Annotated in this window: 12 protein-coding genes; 1 reads left to right on the top strand and 11 read right to left on the bottom strand. The window is 69.1% G+C overall.

The window, feature by feature from the left end; all coding sequences use genetic code 11:
• The 8 genes from WU80_RS19045 to WU80_RS19010 all read right to left on the bottom strand — a co-directional run.
• Window positions 1-2,128 (bottom strand): arabinosyltransferase domain-containing protein (locus WU80_RS19045; RefSeq protein WP_197285998.1); only part of this gene is annotated, 2,128 nt, incomplete at its 3' end.
• Between the two features lie 71 nt (window positions 2,129-2,199).
• Window positions 2,200-2,823 carry a maleylpyruvate isomerase family mycothiol-dependent enzyme gene (locus WU80_RS19040; protein WP_055404597.1) on the bottom strand — a complete coding sequence of 208 codons (624 nt, stop codon included), beginning with the start codon at window positions 2,821-2,823 and terminating at the stop codon, window positions 2,200-2,202.
• Between the two features lie 11 nt (window positions 2,824-2,834).
• Window positions 2,835-6,101 (bottom strand): arabinosyltransferase domain-containing protein, encoded by a 3,267-nt coding sequence (locus WU80_RS19035; protein ID WP_156349656.1) that lies wholly within the window; start codon window positions 6,099-6,101, stop codon window positions 2,835-2,837.
• On the bottom strand, window positions 6,101-8,059 hold the full coding sequence (locus WU80_RS19030; RefSeq protein ID WP_055404587.1) for a galactan 5-O-arabinofuranosyltransferase: 1,959 nt from the start codon (window positions 8,057-8,059) through the stop codon (window positions 6,101-6,103). Before WU80_RS19030 ends, WU80_RS19035 begins: the two co-directional genes overlap by 1 nt.
• Before the next feature lie 2 nt (window positions 8,060-8,061).
• Window positions 8,062-8,826 (bottom strand): decaprenylphospho-beta-D-erythro-pentofuranosid-2-ulose 2-reductase, encoded by a 765-nt coding sequence (locus WU80_RS19025; RefSeq protein WP_055404588.1) that lies wholly within the window; start codon window positions 8,824-8,826, stop codon window positions 8,062-8,064.
• Entirely contained in the window at window positions 8,827-10,227 is a 1,401-nt protein-coding gene (locus tag WU80_RS19020) for an FAD-binding oxidoreductase (RefSeq protein ID WP_055404589.1), read from the bottom strand. It lies immediately after the preceding gene.
• A gap of 89 nt (window positions 10,228-10,316) precedes the next feature.
• On the bottom strand, window positions 10,317-10,682 hold the full coding sequence (locus WU80_RS19015) for a GtrA family protein (RefSeq protein WP_156349657.1): 366 nt from the start codon (window positions 10,680-10,682) through the stop codon (window positions 10,317-10,319).
• A gap of 116 nt (window positions 10,683-10,798) precedes the next feature.
• The gene (locus tag WU80_RS19010) at window positions 10,799-11,278 is read right to left on the bottom strand and encodes a GreA/GreB family elongation factor (RefSeq protein WP_055404591.1); all 480 of its coding nucleotides are present in this window, start codon (window positions 11,276-11,278) and stop codon (window positions 10,799-10,801) included.
• Window positions 11,279-11,751: 473 nt separating this feature from the next.
• Between WU80_RS19010 and WU80_RS19005 the strand changes: the two genes are divergently transcribed.
• On the top strand, window positions 11,752-17,982 hold the full coding sequence (locus WU80_RS19005) for a PPE family protein (protein ID WP_055404592.1): 6,231 nt from the start codon (window positions 11,752-11,754) through the stop codon (window positions 17,980-17,982).
• 19 nt (window positions 17,983-18,001) lie between these two features.
• On the opposite strand, the gene WU80_RS19000 is transcribed toward WU80_RS19005, so the two are convergent.
• Genes WU80_RS19000 through WU80_RS18990 form a run of 3 tightly spaced genes read right to left on the bottom strand, consistent with a single transcriptional unit; the run spans window position 18,002 to window position 19,975 of the window.
• On the bottom strand, window positions 18,002-19,135 hold the full coding sequence (locus WU80_RS19000) for a flotillin family protein (RefSeq protein ID WP_055404593.1): 1,134 nt from the start codon (window positions 19,133-19,135) through the stop codon (window positions 18,002-18,004).
• A 58-nt stretch (window positions 19,136-19,193) separates the two neighbouring features.
• Entirely contained in the window at window positions 19,194-19,409 is a 216-nt protein-coding gene (locus tag WU80_RS18995; protein WP_082459932.1) for a hypothetical protein, read from the bottom strand.
• A gap of 44 nt (window positions 19,410-19,453) precedes the next feature.
• Window positions 19,454-19,975 carry a 6-carboxytetrahydropterin synthase gene (locus WU80_RS18990; protein WP_055404594.1) on the bottom strand — a complete coding sequence of 174 codons (522 nt, stop codon included), beginning with the start codon at window positions 19,973-19,975 and terminating at the stop codon, window positions 19,454-19,456.
• Window positions 19,976-20,141: the final 166 nt, after the last annotated feature.

The following is a 20,141-nucleotide window of genomic DNA, read 5'->3' as shown; positions in this document are numbered from 1 at the left end:
TGTGTATAAGAGACAGCACCAGCAGCGGCGTCGACGCGAGAACCCGGTTGCGCCGGTTGTCCTTGACCTCGGTGTGGCCGGCGTAGTCCATCCGGAAGTGCTGCCAGGCGGCGAGCAGCCCGGTCGCGATCGACAGCGCCAGGAACATCGACGTCACCGGGTGGCTGGCGACGACCGGCTGAATGTCATACCAGGGCACCCCGTAGTTGCCGACGTAGAACCAGCCGTTGACGCCGGAGGTCGCGACCGCCAGCACGAACAGCAGCGCGGTCACGTAAAGCGTCAGGTTGCGGCGGTTGTGCAGGCCGATCCGGGCCAGGGCGAAGGCGGTCACCGCACCCAGCGCCCCGGCCAGCCCGGCGAACGCACCGAACTGGACCGCCCACTTCGTCGGCGTAAAAGTCAACAACAGCAGGCCGAACGCCGTGGTGCCGATCAACCGCCACGCCGGGCCGCTGGCCACGCCCGGGATGCGGCCGCGGCGCAGCAGGGTGACCAGCATGCCGAACATGCACAGCAGCAGCACCAGCACGGCGAATCGGCGCGCCATCGACCCGTCGGGGTTGGACTCCACCGTGAGGAAGTAGTAGCGCAGCCAGTCCTGGTACCAGGCGATCGTCGGCCCGACCTTGTATTTGATGCGCGCCGACTCCGCGACTCCTGCCAGCGTCTGACTGCGGAACACCACGATGGTGATCAAGGACAGCGACGACGCCAGCACGGCGACCGGAGCCAGCAGCCCGTCGGTGGCCCGGCGCCGCCGGATGATCTGGACGATGGCCCGGGCGCCGGTCAGTAGCGCGGCGACGGCGATCAGGCCCTGCGGCGCAAGCGTCACGGTGAGCATCGCGACGAAGATCGCGACGGCGGCGGGGGCCAGGCGCTGCAGCGCGATCGCGCGCTCCACCAGCATCCAGGTGATGATCACGCCGAGCGCGATCAGCGGCTCGGGCCGCAACCCGTTGTTGAACGGCAACCACGCGGCCAGGAACACCGCGCCCGCGGTGAACACCGCCACCCGATTCGCGGCGAGGCCGCCCCTGCCGGGGCCCAGCCTGCGCAGGATCCAGTGGCTGATGATCAGCCAGCAGGCGATCCCGGCCAGCGTGGCGGGCAGGCGCATCCACACGCCGGCGGTGCTCACCGACGCCAGCCGGGCCAGCACCCCGAGGTACCAGTCGAACGGCGCGTCGGTCGTGCCGAAGTAGCGGTAGTAGTTGGCGATGTAGCCGGCCTTCGGGGCGACGCGGGCGATGGTCAGGTTGTAGCCGTCATCGGAGGAGGTGGCGCCGATGACGTGCCAGACCAGCAGCGTCGCGATCACCCCGGCGTCGGCGATCCATGTCGCGATCCCGACGCGCCGCCACGAATTCCACCGGGCCCGCGGGCGGTAGCGGGCAAGCCAAGCGATCGGCGAGCGCCAGTTCACCAGCGCGCCGCCGCCGCGACTGCGGCGATCGAGCGCGGCCAACGCGACGACGGCCGTGAGGACGGCCAGGGCCCCGCCGGCCATCGCGAGCTGCTTGAGGGCGGTGGGGGCCGTGATGAACCGGGTGTCGATGTCGATGCGGGCCGACAGCCCCGGCTGGGCGGGCACCTTCAGATCCGTGAAGATGCCGCCGACTTGGGGCTTCTTTTCCGACGGCAGGATCCCGGAGGCGCCCGGGATGCCGACGAAGTCGGCCCCCGCGCTGCCCGCGTCGGCCCAGACGTGCAGCACGCTGCAGGCTCCGCCGGTGACCGCCGGGCGCGGCGTCGCCACGGCCACGGTGTCGCGGAAGGCGACCACCACCAGATCCTTGTCGGCCCGGACGAACAGCCCGTTCTTGCCGGCGTCCAACCCGCCCGCGGGCAGGGTGGAGACCACCAGGCCGCCGCGGGCGGGCAGCGTGGCGATCGCGGCGCACGGGATGGAGATGTCCAGCGCGCGCGGCGCGCCGGACACCAGGGCCGCGGTGACCTGGGTGACGTGCCCGTCGGCGGTGCCCTGCGGCCACAGCACGGTCGCGGTGGTCTGCTTCACCGGGAGCAACGGGACCAGCGCGCACAGCAGCAGTCCGACAAGCCCCGCGACGACGGCCACCAAGCGTGGGATCCGCTGGGATCGCCGATCATCGTCGTGGGGCACGAGGCTCGATCGTAAGCGAAGCCGCTATGTCCGCTGAGGACGCGGGGCCGCGCAGCGGGTCTTCGGGCTGTTCACCGGGGCAGCCGGGCGGCCAGCGTGTCCAGGCCCGGGCCGTCGAGCTCGGCGAGCGCCGCGGGTCGGCCGGACATCGCCATCAGGAGCGCCTCGCCGGGCCCGATCACTTCGGGGCCGCGGCCGTGCGCCCACTCGATGTCGGTGGCGCGCAGGTGCAGCCCGCGGATCCGGCGGCCGGCCCCGAGCCTGGGATTGCCGGGGACCAGACCGAGCACCCGCTCGAGCCGATCGGCCGGCACGGTGCGCGGGCGGCCCAGCGCGCGGCGGATGTCCTGGTGGTGAATCGTGCCGTCGACGAGCGCGATCATGCCGCCGAAGCCCGCCGTCAGCCCGCGCGGTTCCAGATGGGCGCGCAGGAAGTCGAGCAGCTGCTGGGGGCTCAGGTCGGCGAACTCGTCGACACCGACCTGGTTGGCCCTGACCACCCAGCCCTTCGCGAAGCGCCTCAGCAGCCCCAGCGCGCCGAGCTCCTCGTAGCTGATCATATGCGCGACAACGTCTTTGACGGTCCAGCGCGTGCACAGGCTGGGCGCGTCCCACTGTTGTGGCGTCAGGGTGGCGAGGAATTCGGCCAGCTCGGCCCGCTCGTCGCGGGCCATGCTCATCAGGGTGGCCGTCATGTCCGCGGTGCCTACGTCTTGCGCAGCGGCGCGGGACTCCACAGCCCGCTGCGCGTGGTCGTCCCCAGCTGCAGCCGGGCGGGCTGGGCGTCGGCGTAATACGGCGTCAACCGTTGCAGCGAGCCCCAGTCGCGCGACCAGTCGTCCTTCAGATAGGTGGCCATGGTGGTCGCCTTCAGCAGCAGCTCGGTGACCCCCAGCGGGCCGCCGCCGTTGTTGTCCATCACCGGCGAATTCGCTTCGGCGCCAAAGCGATCCGGAAGGATGCGCCACTTCGGCGTCTCGTCGACGCCGTTCTGGTGGCCGAACGGCCGCTGGCAGGGGAACGCCAGCCCGACCAGCCAGTCCAGGAACACCGGGTCTTTGGATCCGACCACGTCCTGCAGCGTGCGCAGCTGCGGGATCCGCGGCGGTGTGAGCGCGATCCAGTGCTGCGGCGCCAGGTCCTCGTCGTCGGCGACCAACCGCAGCTGGGTGGCGTTACTGGGGATGGCCGACAGCGGCAACCGCAAGTTGCGCCACGCCGGCGAGGCCCCGACGTCGGCGAACTGGAACGACCCGCCGGGGTGTCCGCCGGCGGCCTCCTCGTCGGTGGCCCACTGAACCTGGACCTCGCGGGGGTCGAAGCGGCCGGCCGCGCTGACCACCAGCAGCGGCCCCGCCTTGTCGCGGGCCGGCAGGCGGTACCAGCCCGACCGCAGGTGGGCGGGCACCTGGATGCCGGGGCGCCAGCTGCCCAGGACGGGCGTGCGCGAGGGATCCAGGCTGTAGGGCAGCTGGGCCACCGAACCGTTGATTCCCGGCGCCGGGTTGGTGCCGCCTTCCGTGCCGGCCTCGGCGCCGGTGACCAGCTTGTCGTCGTTGATGAAGCTGCGGTCGCCCGGACGCTCCATCACCGGGTCGGCGCGGACGTCGGCGGGAATGCCGTTGGGGGTGAAGGCTTCCGACAAGCCCGCTCCCAGCGCGTCGCCCACCGAGGCGCCCACCGGCGCCAGCGCCCCGGCGTTGGGATCCTGTTCCACCAGCACGTCCTCGGCCAGGCCGCAGGACTTGCCGGCCAAAGCCTGCAGGTTGGAGCGGCCCACCGACCAGGCGGGGTACTGGTCGGTCATCGCCAGGGTCAGCGACGCGACCTCGAACACGACCAGCAACCATGTCGCAATTGCCAAGGGGGACTGGATGATTCCGGTCGCGCGGGTCTTGGACGACCCGTTGTTCGGTGAAACGAAATGGAACCACGCCGCCACCAGCAGCACCAGAACGGTCAGACCGAGCAGTGCGGTGGCGAAGGCGTAATGCCACGCCGGGAACGAATTCGACCATGGCACACCGAAATTGGACACATACCACCAGCCGTTGACGCTCGCGAACGACAACGCCGCCAGGAACAGCACCACCGCGGCGAACATGGTGCGATTGCGCCGGGACCGCATCGCCGCGGCGGTCACCGCGACCGCGGCCAGCGCACCCAGCGATCCGGCCAACCCGGCGAACACCCCGAAGTGATGGGTCCACTTGGTGGGCGTGAACATCATCGCGATGAACGAGATGATGGTGATGCCGACGATGCGGCGGCTGGGCCCGGCGGCCGTGCCCGGAATTCGGCCCTTGCGCAACGACATTGCCACGGTGATCGCCAGCGCCAGGATCAGCGCCAGCACGGCGAAGCGGCGCGCGACCGACCCGTCGGGGCTGGCCATGAACAACCGCTCGTAGCGGATGTGCTCGTCGAACCAACTCAGGCTGGGCCCGACGGCGCGCTTGAGCATGCTGGCCTGAATCTCACCGGCCAGCGTCTGGTCCCGGAAGATCAGGATGGTGGTGACGGTGACCGCGGCGAGCAGCGGCGCCACCAGGGGCAGCGCGCCGAACCGTTTGGACCGGCGGTGCAGGATGGTGCGCAGCGGCCCGATCGCGACCAGCAGGGCGCCGATGGAGGCGATGCCCGTCGGCCCGGAGAACAGGGTCAGCGCGCCGATGATGCAGGCGACCGCCACCGGCAGCAGCCGGCTGGTGGCCACCGCGCGCTCCACCGAGCACCAGGTGAGCAGGATGCCCAGCGCGATGATCGGCTCGGGGCGCAGGCCGTTGTTGAGCGGCAGCCACACCGCCAGGAACATGCCGGCCGCCGTCCACGCCGCACCGCGGTTTCGTTTGACGGCGTGGCCCAGGCGGGGCATCACTTCCCGGCTGATCACCCACCAGCACGTCAGCGCCATGGCCAGGGTGGGCAGTCGCATCCAGATGCTGGCCGTGCTGACGTGGGCCCACAGCGCCAGCAGGTCGTAGTACCAGCCGAAGGGGGCCTCCGGCGTGCCGAACCAGCGGTAGTAGTTGGCCATGTAGCCGGCGTGCTCGGACACCCGGGCCATGGTCAGGATGTAGCCGTCGTCGGAGGTGTTCGCACCGACGAACTGCCACCACACCAGAACGGCGATGACCAGCGCGTCCAGCCCGCTGACCGACCACCAGCGCGACGGCAGGAAGCGGCGGTGCCGGGTGCCGTCGGCGGTGTCGAGCAGATGCAGCGCGACCAGCGCGGCGGCCGTCAGGACGACCCCGAGGATCATCGCGGCCATCTTCAGCTGCGTCGGGCTGCTGCTGTAGCGGGTGTCGACGGTCGCCGAGAAGCTCAGGCCGGGCGGGGTCGGCCCGGCGAGATCGGTGAAGACGCCGACGATCTGGGGCCGGAAGTCGTAGCCGCTCTTCTCCCCGCGCAGCGGCGCGCCGGGGTGCTCGGTGTTGGGGCCCTGGGTCAGCCCGACGAATTCGGCGGTGACCTTCTCGGCGTGCGCGGTGAAGGTCAACCGCTGGCAGGCCGGGCTGAGCACCTGGCTGAGCGGGGCGGTGACGACCGCGACGTTGCGCACCACCACCACCAGGTAGTCGTTGGCGCGCTGGATGAGCAGCCCGCGGTCGACGGCCTTGGGCGCCTGCTTGGGCACGGTGGACAACAGCACGGTCTTGCCGGCGTTCTGCGGTCCGGCCAGCCCGGCGGCGGCCTGGCAAGGCACGGTGATGTTGAGGTCGGTGGCCACGTACCCGATCAGGGGGGCGTCGACGCTTGCGAACGTGCCGTTTTGCGGCCAGTTCAGCTGCGCGGTGGTCTGATTGACCGGCAGCAGGGGGGTGGCGAGGGCCAGCAAAGCCCCGAGCAGCCCGGCGACGATTGCAACCCACCGAGTGATCCGGTGGTTCGCTCCCGTGTCGGTCACGGTGGTAGATGCTAGTTCTTCGACGCCCGGCGGCCCCTTTTGAGGCACGGTGTCGGTGCTCATCAGCGGCTCGGTCCGGGCTTGCGGATGGCCACCACGAACGGGCCGGCGCTGTGGACGACGAACTGCGGGCTCTCGAAGAGCGCGGCCCGCAGGTCGACGGTGTAGCGACGGACGTTGGGCTGGTTGGGGTAGACGTCCTCGGCGAGCCGCAGGGTGTAGTTGCCGTTTGCGCCGCGGCGCATCAGAAACACCGTCGGCGGCGGCCAGGGGCAGGTGTCCAGCGCGTGGAGGAGCTCGTCGGCGGACTTGAGTTTGGACCACTTGTTGATCTGGGCGGCCCGCAGGTCGAACTGCGCCAGCGGGTTGGCGTAGTGCGACGTCAGTCCCTGAAATCCCCAATAGGGATAGAAGGACAGGAAGCTGTAGTCGGCGGTCATCACGACGGTCTGGTCGCGCGGCCGGCCGGTCACGGTCGTGATGGTGTGGTCGATGTCGGGGTAGAACTTCTCCGAGCTCGGCGGCCTGCGGTCGCCGCGCTGCCCGTTGCCGTCGGTGTCGGTGTAGGCGACGGTGAGGTCGGGCCGAAGCACGTCGGGAATGTCCTGGCTGAAAGCGATCGCCGCGGCCAGGCCGACGGCGCCGGCCAGGGGGAGCACGGCCCGGCCGCGCGCGGACAGCGCCCGCGTCGCCTCGACGAACCCGAACGCCCCGGCGGCCACCAGCAGCACCGTCAGGGTGGGCTGCAACCGGAACGACAGCAGCGTGGTGCGCGCCAGCGTGGTGAGCATCGACAGCAGCGACCACAGGTAAACGGCCAGCACGCCGATGGCCAGGGCGCCGGCCCGGACCGACGACCTCGCGCGCACGACCAGCCACAGCGCGCCCAGCAGGCAGACCGCCCCCAGCAGGGAGAACTGCAGCATCGGGAAGGTCAGCACGGCGCCGTCGGCCGGCAGGTAGTGCGCGGCGCTGCCGGAGTTGCTCACCGGGCTGCCGACCGCCCGGAACAGGAACGGCAGCCAGGTGGTGCTCGCGATAGCCGCCGCGATGACCGCGACGACGGCCAGCCGGCGCAGCGGCTCTAGCGCCGCCCTGAAACCGCCCTGCCGCCAGCGCGACCCGGCCACCCACAGGCCCATCACGCCGAACGTGAAGGCGCTGAAGCCGAACAGCAGCGTGTACCACGTCGCGGTGAAACCCAGGAAAAGGCCGGCGGCGATGACGGCGGCCCAGCCGCTTCGCGCCTGTGGCTCCGCCGCCGCCTCGAGCGTCACGCCAGTGTGGCCGTCGGCGTCCGGCGTCACGCTGGCGTGACGCTCGGGAAGATCCCGCCGTTCGCCGGCACGCAGCCCCGACCAGGTCAGCACCAGCACCGGCGGCAGCAGCACGGTGATCATCGCGGCGTACGGCTCGGGCGAACCGTAGGCGAGCGTCGCCGCGGCCGTCGCGGTGGTGACGATCAGCGCGTACTCGAACCGGATCATCCGCCACCACAGCACCAGCGCGACGGCGACCGCGATGGTGATCGAGGTGACGGCCCAGGGCTTGTACACCTCCCAGGCCGGCGTTCCGCTCAGCGCCGCGGCCCGCCCGCCGATCCAGAACCAGCCCGGCGGGTAGAACGGCGGCAGCCCGATGTAGGTCATGTCGCGCAGGGCCGGACTGTCGGCCAGCCGGGTCAGGTACTCGGTGCGGAACTGCTGATCGACGGAGATGCCGAACAGGTACAGCTTGGTCGCGCCCAGCGGCATGCCCAGGGTCACCACGGTGAACGCCGACACGAACACCAGCCCGGCCAGCTGCGCGGGCCGGCGCCACCGTCGCCATGCCCAACCCGCGGCGACCAGACCGGCCAGGCAGCCCACCTGTCCCACCGTGGTGAGCGCGTGCAGCTGGTTGGACGACGGGAAGGCGGGCCACTGCACCCGGGAGATGGCGGTCAGCGAGACCACGGCGACGACGACGGCCACCGCCACCGCCACGAACATCTGGCCTAGGCTGGCCAGGGCGTTACGCATGATCAGATGGGCAGCTTGCGGAAGATGGGCCGCGGGATGTGTCGCAACACCATCATCACGTACCGGAATGCTCCTGGCGCCCAAACCAATTCCTTACCCTTTGCGGCCGAGGTGACCGCGAGGTTGGCGACGTACTCCTTGTCGACGGTCAGCGGCGCTTCCTTGACGTGCGCGCTCATCCGGGTGCGGACCTGGCCGGGGCGGATCACCAGGACGCGAACCCCGTACTCGCGCAGGGCTTCTCCGAGTCCGAGGTAAAAGCCGTCCAGTCCCGCCTTGGTGGAGCCGTAGACGAAGTTGGACCGCCGCACCCGTTCCCCCGCGGCCGAGCTCATCGCGATGATCTGGCCGAAGCCCTGGGCCCGCATCTTCTCGCCGAGCAGCACCCCCACCGAAACCGCTGCGGTGTAATTGATTTCGGCGGCGAGCACGGCCTTCCGCTGGTCTTGCCACAGCTCTTCGGCGTCCCCGAGAATCCCGAAGGCGACGATGGCCACGTCGACGTCGCCGTGGGCGAACGCCTCCTCGATCATTTTCGGGTGGCTGTCGGGGTCGGTGGCTTCGAAGTCGATCAGCTCCACCGACCGCGCGCCCGCGGCCTTCATCTGGGCGACGGCGGCGTCACGGCCCGGGTCATCGGGCATGGCGGCCAGCACGATCCGGGCGTGCGCGTTCTGCAGGTAACGCTCGCAGATGGCCAGCCCGATCTCCGAGGTACCGCCGAGCAGCAGGATGGTCTGCGGGTTACCCACAGCGTCGAGCACCATTTACAACAGCTCCAAACGTCGGGCCATGTCCGAGGCGAACACCCCCGAGGGATCCACCTTGCGGCGCACCGCGATCCACTCGTCGATGCGCGGGTACATGGCGTGAAAGGTTTCGGCGCTGGCACGGGAATCCTTGGCCGTGTAGACCCGGCCACCGAATTGCAGCACGCGCCGGTCGAGTTCGTTGAGGAACTCGTTGATCCCCGGCTTGTTGGGGAAGTCCATCGCCACGTTCCACCCGGCCATCGGAAAGCTCAGTGGCGCGCGGTTGCCCGGGCCGAACAGTTTGAACACGTTCAACGCCGAGTAGTGGCCGCTGGTCTGGATCCAGCGGATGATGTCCTTGAATTCGTCCATCGCGTCCGGCGGAACCAGGAACTGGTGCTGGGCGAAACCCATTGGGCCGTAAGCGTTGTTCCACCCGCTGACCAGGTCGAGCATGTGGTAGAACTGCGACAGGTTCATGACCTTGCCGGAATAGGTGCCGCCCAGCCGGTAGTACACCTCGCCGATGGCCATGAACGACAGCTTGTTCATCGCGCTGACCGGAAACACGTTCGGCACCGTCAACAGTTGCGGCGCATCGAATTTCAGCGGATTCTTGGCCAGCTTCGCCGGCAATTGGTCCAGCTTCGCCAGGCTGCCGCGGCTGACCGCGGCCCGGCCTAGCTTGGGCGGCGGACTGATCAGGTCGAACCAGGCGCTCGAGTAGGTGTAGTTGGCCTCGCTGCCGTCGAGGTGGACCGCGACCGTCTCGTCGAGGTCCTTGGTGGCGACGCCGTCGGCGATGAAATAGGCCGTCTCCGTGGGTGTCATCTCGATGGTCGCGCGCAGCACGATCCCGGTCAGGCCGTTGCCGCCGACCGTGACCCAGAACAGCTCGGCGTCCGAGGCGTCCGGGCCGTCGGGGGTGATGGTGCGGATGGTGCCGTCGGCCATCAGCAGGTCCATCGAGCGGACGTGGTTGCCGAAGCTGCCCGCGCTGTGATGGTTCTTGCCGTGGATGTCGCAGGCGATCGCGCCGCCGATGGTGACCTGACGGGTGCCCGGCAGCACCGGAACCCACAGCCCGAAGGGCAGCGCCGCCTTCATCAGCTGGTCCAGGCTCACCCCTGCGTCGACATCGACCAGCCGGGTGTCGGCGCTGATCGAGTGGATGCGATTGAGCCCGGTCATGTCGATCACCAGGCCGCCCCCGTTCTGGGCGTTGTCCCCGTAGGACCGGCCCAGCCCGCGCGCGATGACGCCCCGCCCGTTCGGGCCGCCGGACTCGGCCACCCGCGCGACGGCCTTGGCGATCACCTCCGGATCGCGGGTCGAGAGCACCTCGGCCACCGACGGCGCGGTGCGGCCGAAGCCGGTCAGCCGGGTGGGGGTGGTTCCAAGTTCGGTGCTCAACATCGTCAAAGAGGCTACCGCCTGCCCGCGCGACGATGCGGGACGCTTGCGTCCCGAGGAGGAGGCGGGCAAAACCGCCGTGCGCAGGTGGCTCAGCGGATGCGGAAGATCACGGCTCGCTGCACGACGAAGTTGATCACCGTCGCGGTGCCCTGCGCGATCACGAACGCGACGGGTATTGCCCACCCGCGATAGTGCATAAGCGCAAGGCACAGGTGGTTCAGCCCGACCTGCACGGCGAAGGTGATGCCGTAGAGGATCATCACCGCGACGAAACGCGCGGTGCTGGGCGCCGCCTGGAACGTCCACCGGCGGTTGATCAGGTACGCGGTGATGGTGCCGACGACGAAGCTGGTCGCCTTGGCCAGGTCGACCTGGACGCCCACCGCTTTGTACAGCGCCAAGTACAGGCCGAAGTCGACGATCCCGGCCAGGCCGCCGGTGACGACGAAACGCATCACCTGAGTCGTCAGGCTCAACTGCGGGCTGGGCGGTGCGGCATCGGGCGGCGGGGCAACCATCGGGGGGAGTCTATCCGGGCCGGCGGGCCGCGCCGGGGACGCTACGGGACGCTTTAGCGGGGCAGCTTGACCGCTATCAGCTCGACCTGATCCTCGCCCTGCGGCGTGGAGTAGGTCACCGTGTCGCCCGCCTTGTGTCCGGCCAACGCCTGGGCCAGGGGGCTGCGCGCGGTCAGCGTCTCGCCTTCCCGACCCACCGGCGTCTCTTCCACGATCGAGATCACGTGCATGGTGACCACTTCGCCGTCGGAGAAGCGCAGGGTCACCTCGGTGCCACCGGGCAGCGTCTCCGAGGCGTCGGGGTCGGACGGTCCGGTGCGCAGCCGGCGGTCCAGCTCGTTGATCCGGTCGCTGAGCCCCACCAGCTCCTCGGCGCGCTGGATCGCCTCGGCGGCGTCGCCGTGATCGCCCACCATGCCACGGTCGTTGCGGACCTCTACCTCGAGGCGGTCGCGCCGCTGCCGCAGCCGGTCGAGCTCCGCGGCCAGGCTCTCTTTCGCCGCGTCCGCCACTGATTGGGCTTTCTTAGCCACTTCCGTCGACCTTTCGCCTGCGGCCAGTTGGTTCGCCAATTATTCATTCATACGCCGCATATCCGCGTACACGCTTTCCTGAGAAACCCCCGAGGCCGACCGGGCAGGGTCCGGGGGCGCCGTTTCGCCGGCTCGCACACCCGGGCGTCCGTCGCTGTGCGTCGTGGAGATTTCGTCGACGGCGGTCCACCGGGCGCGCTGGCTTGCCCGGGTCCGGCGGGAACCCCGGGAATCCGACAGCGCCGCGTGGCCCTCACGGCCGATTGACCTTGCGGCACAGAGCATTTCAGTAAAGCCGCCGCGTTCGGGTCCGATGCCTGGCCGTGCTTCGAATTGTCGTGCAAGTCAATAGGTTTCCAGTTTCCGTACCGAAGGAATCTTTTGGTGAGTTTTCTATGACCATCGTCCGAATCGGCGATAGGATTTTGTTCGCTGTGGGGGTCACTGACTGAGATGTTCGAAGAGGGCAGGCCATGGACTTTGGGTCGCTACCCCCCGAGGTCAACTCCGGGCTGATGTACACCGGTCCCGGATCGGGCCCGCTGCTGGCCGCGGCGGCAGCCTGGGACGCGGTGGCCGCAGAGCTGGAGTCGGCGGCCGCGGGCTATTCCTCCGAACTGACGGGCTTGACCGGGCTCTGGTTCGGGCCGTCGTCGATGGCGATGAGTGTGGCGGCCGCACCCTATGTGGCATGGTTGACCGCCGCTGCCGCCCAGGCCGGGGTGACGGCCACGCAGGCGTTTGCGGCGGCTGCCGCGTATGAGGCGGCATATCTGATGACGGTGCCGCCGCCGCTGATCGCCGAGAACCGGGCGCAACTGATGGCGTTGATCGCAACGAACTTCTTCGGGCAGAACACGCCTGCGATCGCGGCGACCGAGGCCGAGTACATGGCGATGTGGGTCCAGGATGCGGTCGCGATGTACGGGTATGCCGTCGATTCGGCGGCCGCCAGTGCCTTGCAGTCGTATAGCGAGCCGCCGCAGACGACCAACCCGGCGGGCCAGAACGCCCAGGGCGGCGCGGTAGCCCAGAGCGCTGCGAACACCGCGGGATCCCAGACGCAGTCGGTGATTCAGCAGCAGCTGACCTCGATCGCGACCCAGCAGCTGACCCCGACGACGGACACGCAACAACTGACCTCGACCGCGGCGACCCAGCAGCTGAGCTCGGCCGCGGAGAGCCAGCAGCTGGGCATGCCCATCGCGACCCAACAACTCACCCCGACGGTTTCGCAGCAGTCCGTCACGCCGACGACGACCACGCAGTCGGTTACGCCGATGGCGACCACGCCGCAGTCCGTCACGTCGACGTCGACCACGCAGTCCGTTACGTCGACGTCGACCACGCAGTCGGTTACGCCGATGGCGACCACGCCGCAGTCGGCTGCGCCCGCGGCGACGTCACAATCGGTCACGCCCACCGCCTCCACGCAATCCGTTGCCCCCGCGGCGACGTCACAGTCGGTCACGCCCGCCGCCACCTCGCCGCAATCGGCCGCCCCGGCGGCGTCCACGCAGTCGGTGGCGCCGGCCGCGTCCCAGCCGCCGCTGTCGATCACCCACGTGATCATCAACGGCGTCGATCCGATCGACCTTCAGGGCACGATCCTGAACGGCCAAGTCGTCGAAGTCACCGCGGGCAATCCTGCCGTCACCCTGCCCGGCCAGACGCTCACCGTCGCCAGTGGCGGGCAGCTCATCATCGATGCGAACGCCAGCTACACCGACACCGGCACCCTGGCCATCAGCTCCGGCGGCGTGGTCACCGACAGCGGCACTCTGACCGTCGGCTCCGGCGGCATCCTGACCGACAGTGGCTCTCTGACCGTCAGCTCCGGCGGCGCGCTCACGGTGAGTACGGGCGGCGCCGACACCGGGTTCCTCTCGGTGACCGGCGGCGGCACGCTCACCGTCAACGGCGGGACGGTCACCGTCAACTCCGGCGGCGTCCTCACCGTGGGCACCACCACTGCCAACAGCGGCACCCTCACCATTACCGGCGGCGGCACCGTGTCCGACGGCGGGACGCTCACGGTCAACAGCGGCGGCGCCCTCAACGTCAGCACCGCGACCACCGGGGACACCGGCAGCCTCACGGTGACCGGCGGCGGCAACCTGACCGACACCGGCGGCAGTTTCACGGTCAACAGCGGCGGCACGCTCAACGTCAGCAATGCCACCGTTACCGGTGACACCGGCAGCGTCACTCTGAGCGGCACCACCCTGACCGACGGCGGGACGGTCAACGTCAACAGCGGCGGCACGCTCACCGGCGGTGTGGGATTCAGCGAGGGCGACATCACCGTCACCAGCGGCGGCACCCTGAACGTCAACAGCGGCGGCACTGTTGCCCTCAACTTCGGCGCCCTCACCGTGGACTCCGGCGGCCAGGCCTTCGACGGCGGCGCTATCACCACCGGCGCGCCCGGCACCGCGGGTGGCCTGGAGGTCTACGGCAATCTCACCGTCACCCAGGGCGGCAGCCTCACCCTCAGTTCCAGCTGCGACGCCGATATCTGGACCGGCGGCACCCTCGCCGTCAACCAGGGCGGCCAGGTCACTGCCGCCGGCGGCAATCTCATCTTCAACGGCGGCAGCCTGGTCGACAGCGGCACCGTCACCGTCAACGGCGGACAGTTCGCCGCCGGCGGCGGCACCGTGACCGTCAACAGCACCGGCGTCCTCACCTTTAACGGCGGCCAGTTCGGCCTCAGCACCAGCACCGTCAACGACTCCGGCGCGATCACGCTCAACAGCGGTACCTCCGTGCAGCTCCTGGGCACCAACACCATCACGGTCAATAGCGGCGGCACGTTCACCAACGGCATCACCCTCAACCTCCCGGTCAACACCACCATCAGTGCCAGCGGCGGGACCGTCGAAATCAGCAATGGCGGTGCCCTCACCATCCCGTCCGGCAACACCCTCGCGGTCACCCAAGGCGGCGGGCTCACTGTCGACAGTGGCGGCAGTCTCACCGTCAGCCACGGTGGTGCGGTCACGGTGGGCACGGCCAGCACCAACAGCGGCAGCTTCACGGTCGGCGGCACTGCGTCCGACGCTGGGACGGTCACGGTCGGCCACGGCGGCACTCTCACCGTCGGCACGGGTGGCACCAATACCGGCAGCCTGACGGTGACCGGAGGCGGCACCCTGTCTGACGGCGGGGCGACCACCGTCAACTCCGGCGGCACGCTGTCCGTGGGCACCACCACTGCCAACAGCGGCACCCTCACGGTGACCGGCGGCGGCAGCCTGTCCGACGGGGGCACTCTCACCGTCAATTCCGGCGGCACCCTCAACGTCAGCACCGCGACTACCGGGGACACCGGCAGCCTGACGATCACCAGTGGGGGCTCGTTGTCCGACGCGGGGACGGTCACGGTCAACAACGGCGGCACGCTGACCGTGAGCACGGGTGGCACCGACACGGGCAGCCTGACCGTTGGCGGCTTCCTGAAAGACTTCGGCACGGTCGCCATCAACACCGGCGGCACTATCACCGATAACACCGGCGGCAGCGTTTTCGTCTATTCCGGTGGCACCTTCACCGACGCCGGCACCCTCAACCTGAATGGTGGTGCCCTTACCCTCTCCGGCGGCACGCTGGACGTGGCCAGCGGCGGGGTTGTCAACGACGCCGGCTCATTCTCGGTGGGCAGTGGCACCGGCACCCTGACCATCGACAATGGCGGCACCTTCACGGTCGAGAACGGCGGCTACCTGCTCAGCAACCCGGGCACGATCACCGACTCCGGCTCGGTGGTTGTCGACAATGGCGGCTATGTGGGCTTCGCCAACAGCAGCTTCAACGTCACCGACGGCGGCTCGTTGACCATTCAGTCCGGCGGTGCGTTCAGCGACAACAGTGCCATGACGGTGACCTGTGGCGGCACGGTGACCGACTCCGGCGCGTTGACGGTCCAGCATGGCGCCACGCTGACGATCAGCCAGGGTGGTACCGACACCGGCAGTCTGACGGTGTCCGGCGGCGGCACGCTGTCCGACAGCGGGACGGTCACGGTGAACTCCGGCGGCACCCTGACGATCAGCCAGGGTGGTGCCGACACGGGTGGCCTGACGGTGACCAGTGGTGGCACGCTGTCCGACGCCGGGACAGTCACGGTCGGCCACGGCGGCACCCTCACCGTGAGCACGGGGGTCGGCACCGACACCGGCAGCCTGACCGTGACCGGTGGCGGCACGCTTTCAGACGGCGGGGCGCTTGCGGTCAACCACGGCGGCACGCTCAGTGTCAGCACTACGACCGCCGGGGACACCGGCAGCCTGACCGTGACCGGCGGCGGCAGCCTGACCGATACCAGCGGCACCCTGACCGTCAACGGCGGCGGCACGCTCAGCGTCAGCAATGCCACCGTCACCGGCGACACCGGCAGCCTCACCGTGACCGGCACCGGCACCACCGTCAACGTCAACGCCGGGGGCACCCTCAACGTCAACAGCGGCGGGACCTTTACCTTGTCCGGCGGCACCACCCTCGACGTCAACTCCGGCGGCGCAGTCACCGACGGCGGCACCTTCACCGCCGGCAGTGGCGGGAACGCGGCCAGCGTGCAGGACGCCGGCAGTTTCACCGTCAACTCCGGCGGCAGCCTCGCCATCACCAACGGCACCGACTTCGAAGTTAGCCCCGGCACATTGACCGTCAACTCCGGCGGCACCGTCACCGTGGGCGACGGTGCCGACGTTGGTAGCGCTCTCACCGTTCAACCCGGCGCCGGCCTGATCGACAGCGGCACCGTCACCGTCTCCGAAAACGCCAAGTTCGTCGTCAGCAACGCCAACCTGACGGTCAACAGCGGCGGCGCCCTGACCGTCAACAGCGGCGGCCATGCCATTTTCTTCAATACAACGGTCAACGACTCCGGCACAATCACGTTCAGCCACGGAATGACTTTCAATCAAACCTTTTTCGGCAACGCCGTCACGGTCCATAGCGGTGGCACCCTCATCGACGGCGCCGACCTCAACCTGGCCAACAGCACCCTGACCGACAGCGGGACCGTAGAGGTCACCAACGGCGGATCCCTCACCATCCCGTCCGGCAACACGGTCCCGGTCACCCAGGGCGGCGTGTTGACTGTCGACAGCGGCGGCAGCCTCACCGTTAGCCAAGGCGGTGGCCTCACCGTGAGTACGGGTGGCGCCGACACCGGCAGCCTCACCGTGAGCGGTACCTTGTCCGATGGCGGGACGGTGACGGTCGGTCAGGGCGGCGGCGTCACCGTGACCGGCGGCGGCAACCTCTACGACGCCGGCGCTGTTACCGTGAACCAAGGCGGCACCCTGACCGTGAGCACGGGTGGCACCGACTCCGGCACTCTCACCGTCTACAGCGGCAGCACCTTCACCGACGGCGGCGACGTCATTGTCAACGCCGGTGGCAACCTCTACGACAGTGGGACGGTGACGGTCACCGACGGCGGCACGCTGACGGTCAACAGCGGCGGCAACGTAGTCGACTACGGCGCTTTGACCGTCAACTCGGGCGGCACGCTCACCGACGCCGGGACGTTCCAGGTCGTCAACGGCGGGACGATGACCATCGACAGCGGCGGCACGGTCACCGTCGACAACGGTGGCGTCTTCTCCAACTACGGGACCCTTGCCGATTCCGGCACGCTGACCGTCGACAACGGCGGGCACCTCTACACCATCGATCCGATGACGGTCACCAACGGCGGCACACTGACCGTCGATCAGGGCGGCACGCTGTTCGACTACGGACCCTTGACGGTCGACTCGGGCGGCACCCTGACCGACAACGGCACCCTGACCATCACTCAAACGGGCAACCTGAGCGACGCGGGCACACTGACCGTGAGCCCCGGCAGCACCCTGAACGACTACGGCACCCTCACCGTCAGCAGCGGCGGCACCCTTACCGACTCCGGCAGCATGACCGTCTACTCGGGCGGCGGCCTGGTCGACAACGGCACACTCACTGTCAACGACGGCGGCAGCTTGGGAGTCTTCTCGGGCGGAACCCTGACCGACAGCGGCACTCTCACCGTCGATGACGGCAGCTTCCTCGGTAACTTCGGCACCACGACGGTCGATGCGGGCGGCACGCTGACCGTCGAGCACGGCGGCTCACTGGGTAACTTCGGCGGCACGATGGAAGTCAGCAGCGGCGGCACAATCAACGTCAACTCCGGCGGCACCTTCACCGAGGGCGCGGCGCTGACGATCGACCACGGCGGCGCGTTGATCGACAACGGCACGCTCACCGTCAGCCCCGGCGGCGTGGTCAACGACGCCGGTGCGTTCTCCATCAACTCCGGTGGTGTGGTCACCATCGACCCCACCGGCGTCATGAGTGTCACCGGCGGGACGTTGACGGTCGACGACGGCTCCTATTTGATCGTCCACACCGGGGCCACCGTGCCGCTAAACCAGGGCGGCGCGCTGATTATCGGGCCCCACGAAATGGTCACCGTCGGTCAGGGCGGCTCTTTCACCACCCACGGCGTCGTCGGCCAGGTGATCATCAGCCCGGCGGGCCCGCCGAGCCCGGTGCCGGAGGCAGTCGCCGGCGCGGCCTCACCTGGCCTGTCGGGGACCTCGGGCCTGTCGGGTCTCTCGGGAATCCAGTCTCAACGAGACAATGGGATGCTGGACATGGATCTCGGCGACCTGTCCAACGTGTTGTCCGACGACCTCGCCTACAGTGGCGATTAGTGTTGCAGCACAGGCGAATTCACGAATTACTTGATTCGGAGTTCGTGGTGAGCGGCGGCGCGGCGGTTTCGTCGTCGTAGTAGTCGACGGTGCCCCGCAGGGCGTCGAAGATCGCCCTGCCCTGGGCGACCAGCCCGCTGGCCACCTCGGTGAGTCCCTCGGCGCCGTTGAGCACCGTCACGTTGGCGTTGGCGAGCCCCCGGGCCGCCTTCTCCACGATCTCGGGCAGCTGATCGATCAGCGCCTTGTCCAGCGCCACCCGGTTGTGCGACGCCGCGGCCTCGGCCTGGATCTTCATCTTCTCGGCGTCGGCGACGGCCAGGATCCGCACGCGCTCGGCTTCGGCCTCGGCGGGCTTGACCACCTCGGCAACCAGTTCCTGCTGGCGCAGTTCGGCGGCGCGCTGGGCCAGCTCGGTGCGCATCTGCAGCACCTCGCGCTGGGCCTCGGCTTCGGCGAGCGGCCCCGCCTGCGCGGCCTCGGCCTGGGCCTTGTCGACCTCGGCCTTGTACTGCGCCTTGACGATTGCGGTCTCGCGGGCGAATTCCGCCTGCTTGCGCTGCGATTCCTGCTCGGCTTCGGCGGCCGCCTGATTCGCCTGGGCCTGGGCGATCTGGGCCTGCTGCTGGATGGCCGCGTTGTGCGGCGCCGACATCGCGTTGATGTAGCCGAGCCCGTCGTCGTCGATGGATTGGATCTGCAGCGCGTCGACGGTGAGCCCGATGCGGGCCATCTCCTCCTTGGAGCCGTCGAGCACCTCGGTCGCCAGTTTCTGGCGTTCCCGGATGATCTGCTCGACGGTCATCGAGCCGATGATCGACCGCAGGTGGCCGGCGAAGATGCGGCCCGTCAGCACGGACATCTGATCCTGTTCGGACAGGAATCGCTGGGCGGCGCTGATGATGCTTTCGGTGTCGTTGCCAACCTTGAACGCGATCACCGCCCGGACGTTGAGCGTGATGCCCTGCTGGGTCACGCATTTCTCGGCCACCTCGGCCTCACACATCGCCAGCGTGAGGAAGCGGGCCTTGCGGAAGAACGGCATGATGAAGGCGCCGTGGCCGGTCACGACGCGAAATGGGGCGTTGCTCTTGCTTCGGCCGCCCGAGATCAGCATCGCCTCGTCGGGGGAGGGCACCTTGTAACCGAGCATGGGGACTCCTTTTGGGTTTCGCTGTTGTATCCCGGACGATCCGGGCGGTCAATTCAGATCAGGCGAGGCCGTGCCAGGGTTCGACGACCACCGTCCGGGCTTCCCTGACCTCCACCACCAGCACCTCGGCGCCCTTCGGCAGCGGCTCGTCGGACCACGCCAGGAAGGCCTCCTTGGCGCCGCGCACGGTGACCAGTACCTCCCCGGCGCCGCGGTCGCCACGGGTTGCCACGGTCAACGTCCCAACGCAGCCGATTGCCGAGGCGTCGCTCACGAACGCATACTCCCGCATCGGCATTGCGAGCGTCGTGTTTCGTTCTAAACGGGTCCCGCCGTCAGGGTGACGACGTTGTTGCGGCTCTCGCGCGCCTTGATCCGCGATACCCAGACGCGGCCGCCGGTCGCCCGCTCGACGATGCGTTCGACCGTCTCGAAGGTCCAGGCGGCCGTGCCGGCCATCCCGGTGTCGTCCATGATCCGCAGGTCGATGACGCCCCGGTCGGCCAGCAACTCGAACAGGTCGCGCTGGGGGTCGTCGACGGCGATCAGCGTGGTGTGGTCGAACTGGTCGCGCAGCGCCGTCTTGACCTCGTCGAGGGTGCCCTCGTCGATCACCGCCTCGGTTTCGGGTTCGGTTTCGGCGCAGGCGAATTCGATGTCAAAGGCCCGCTCGAAGCCGTGCAGGAAGAAGCGTTTGCCTTGGTTGGCCCACGAGCGGTGGCAGCAGGGCAAGTTGTCGAACAACTTGCGCAGGTGGAACCGGGCCGTGCGGCCCAGCGGGGCGTCGGCGCGGTGCATCGTGGCCACGCGGGCGCCGTCGAGGTAGATGGTGTTGCCCATGGACCGCAGCCTCTGTCGCGCTCCTTGCGGGATCCTCAAAGGATCCTTGGAGGCCTATCGTTGATGACATGAACGTCGGTCCGGTGAAGTGGTCGACAGTCGTGGCGGCCCCGCTGTGCGCCGCGCTGCTTTCTGCCGCCCCGGCCGCGGCGGATCCACCCGACGA

The sequence above is a fragment of the Mycobacterium sp. UM_11 genome, from assembly GCF_001414075.1.
GTDB lineage: Bacteria > Actinomycetota > Actinomycetes > Mycobacteriales > Mycobacteriaceae > Mycobacterium.
This window is presented reverse-complemented; position numbering and strand designations above follow the sequence as displayed.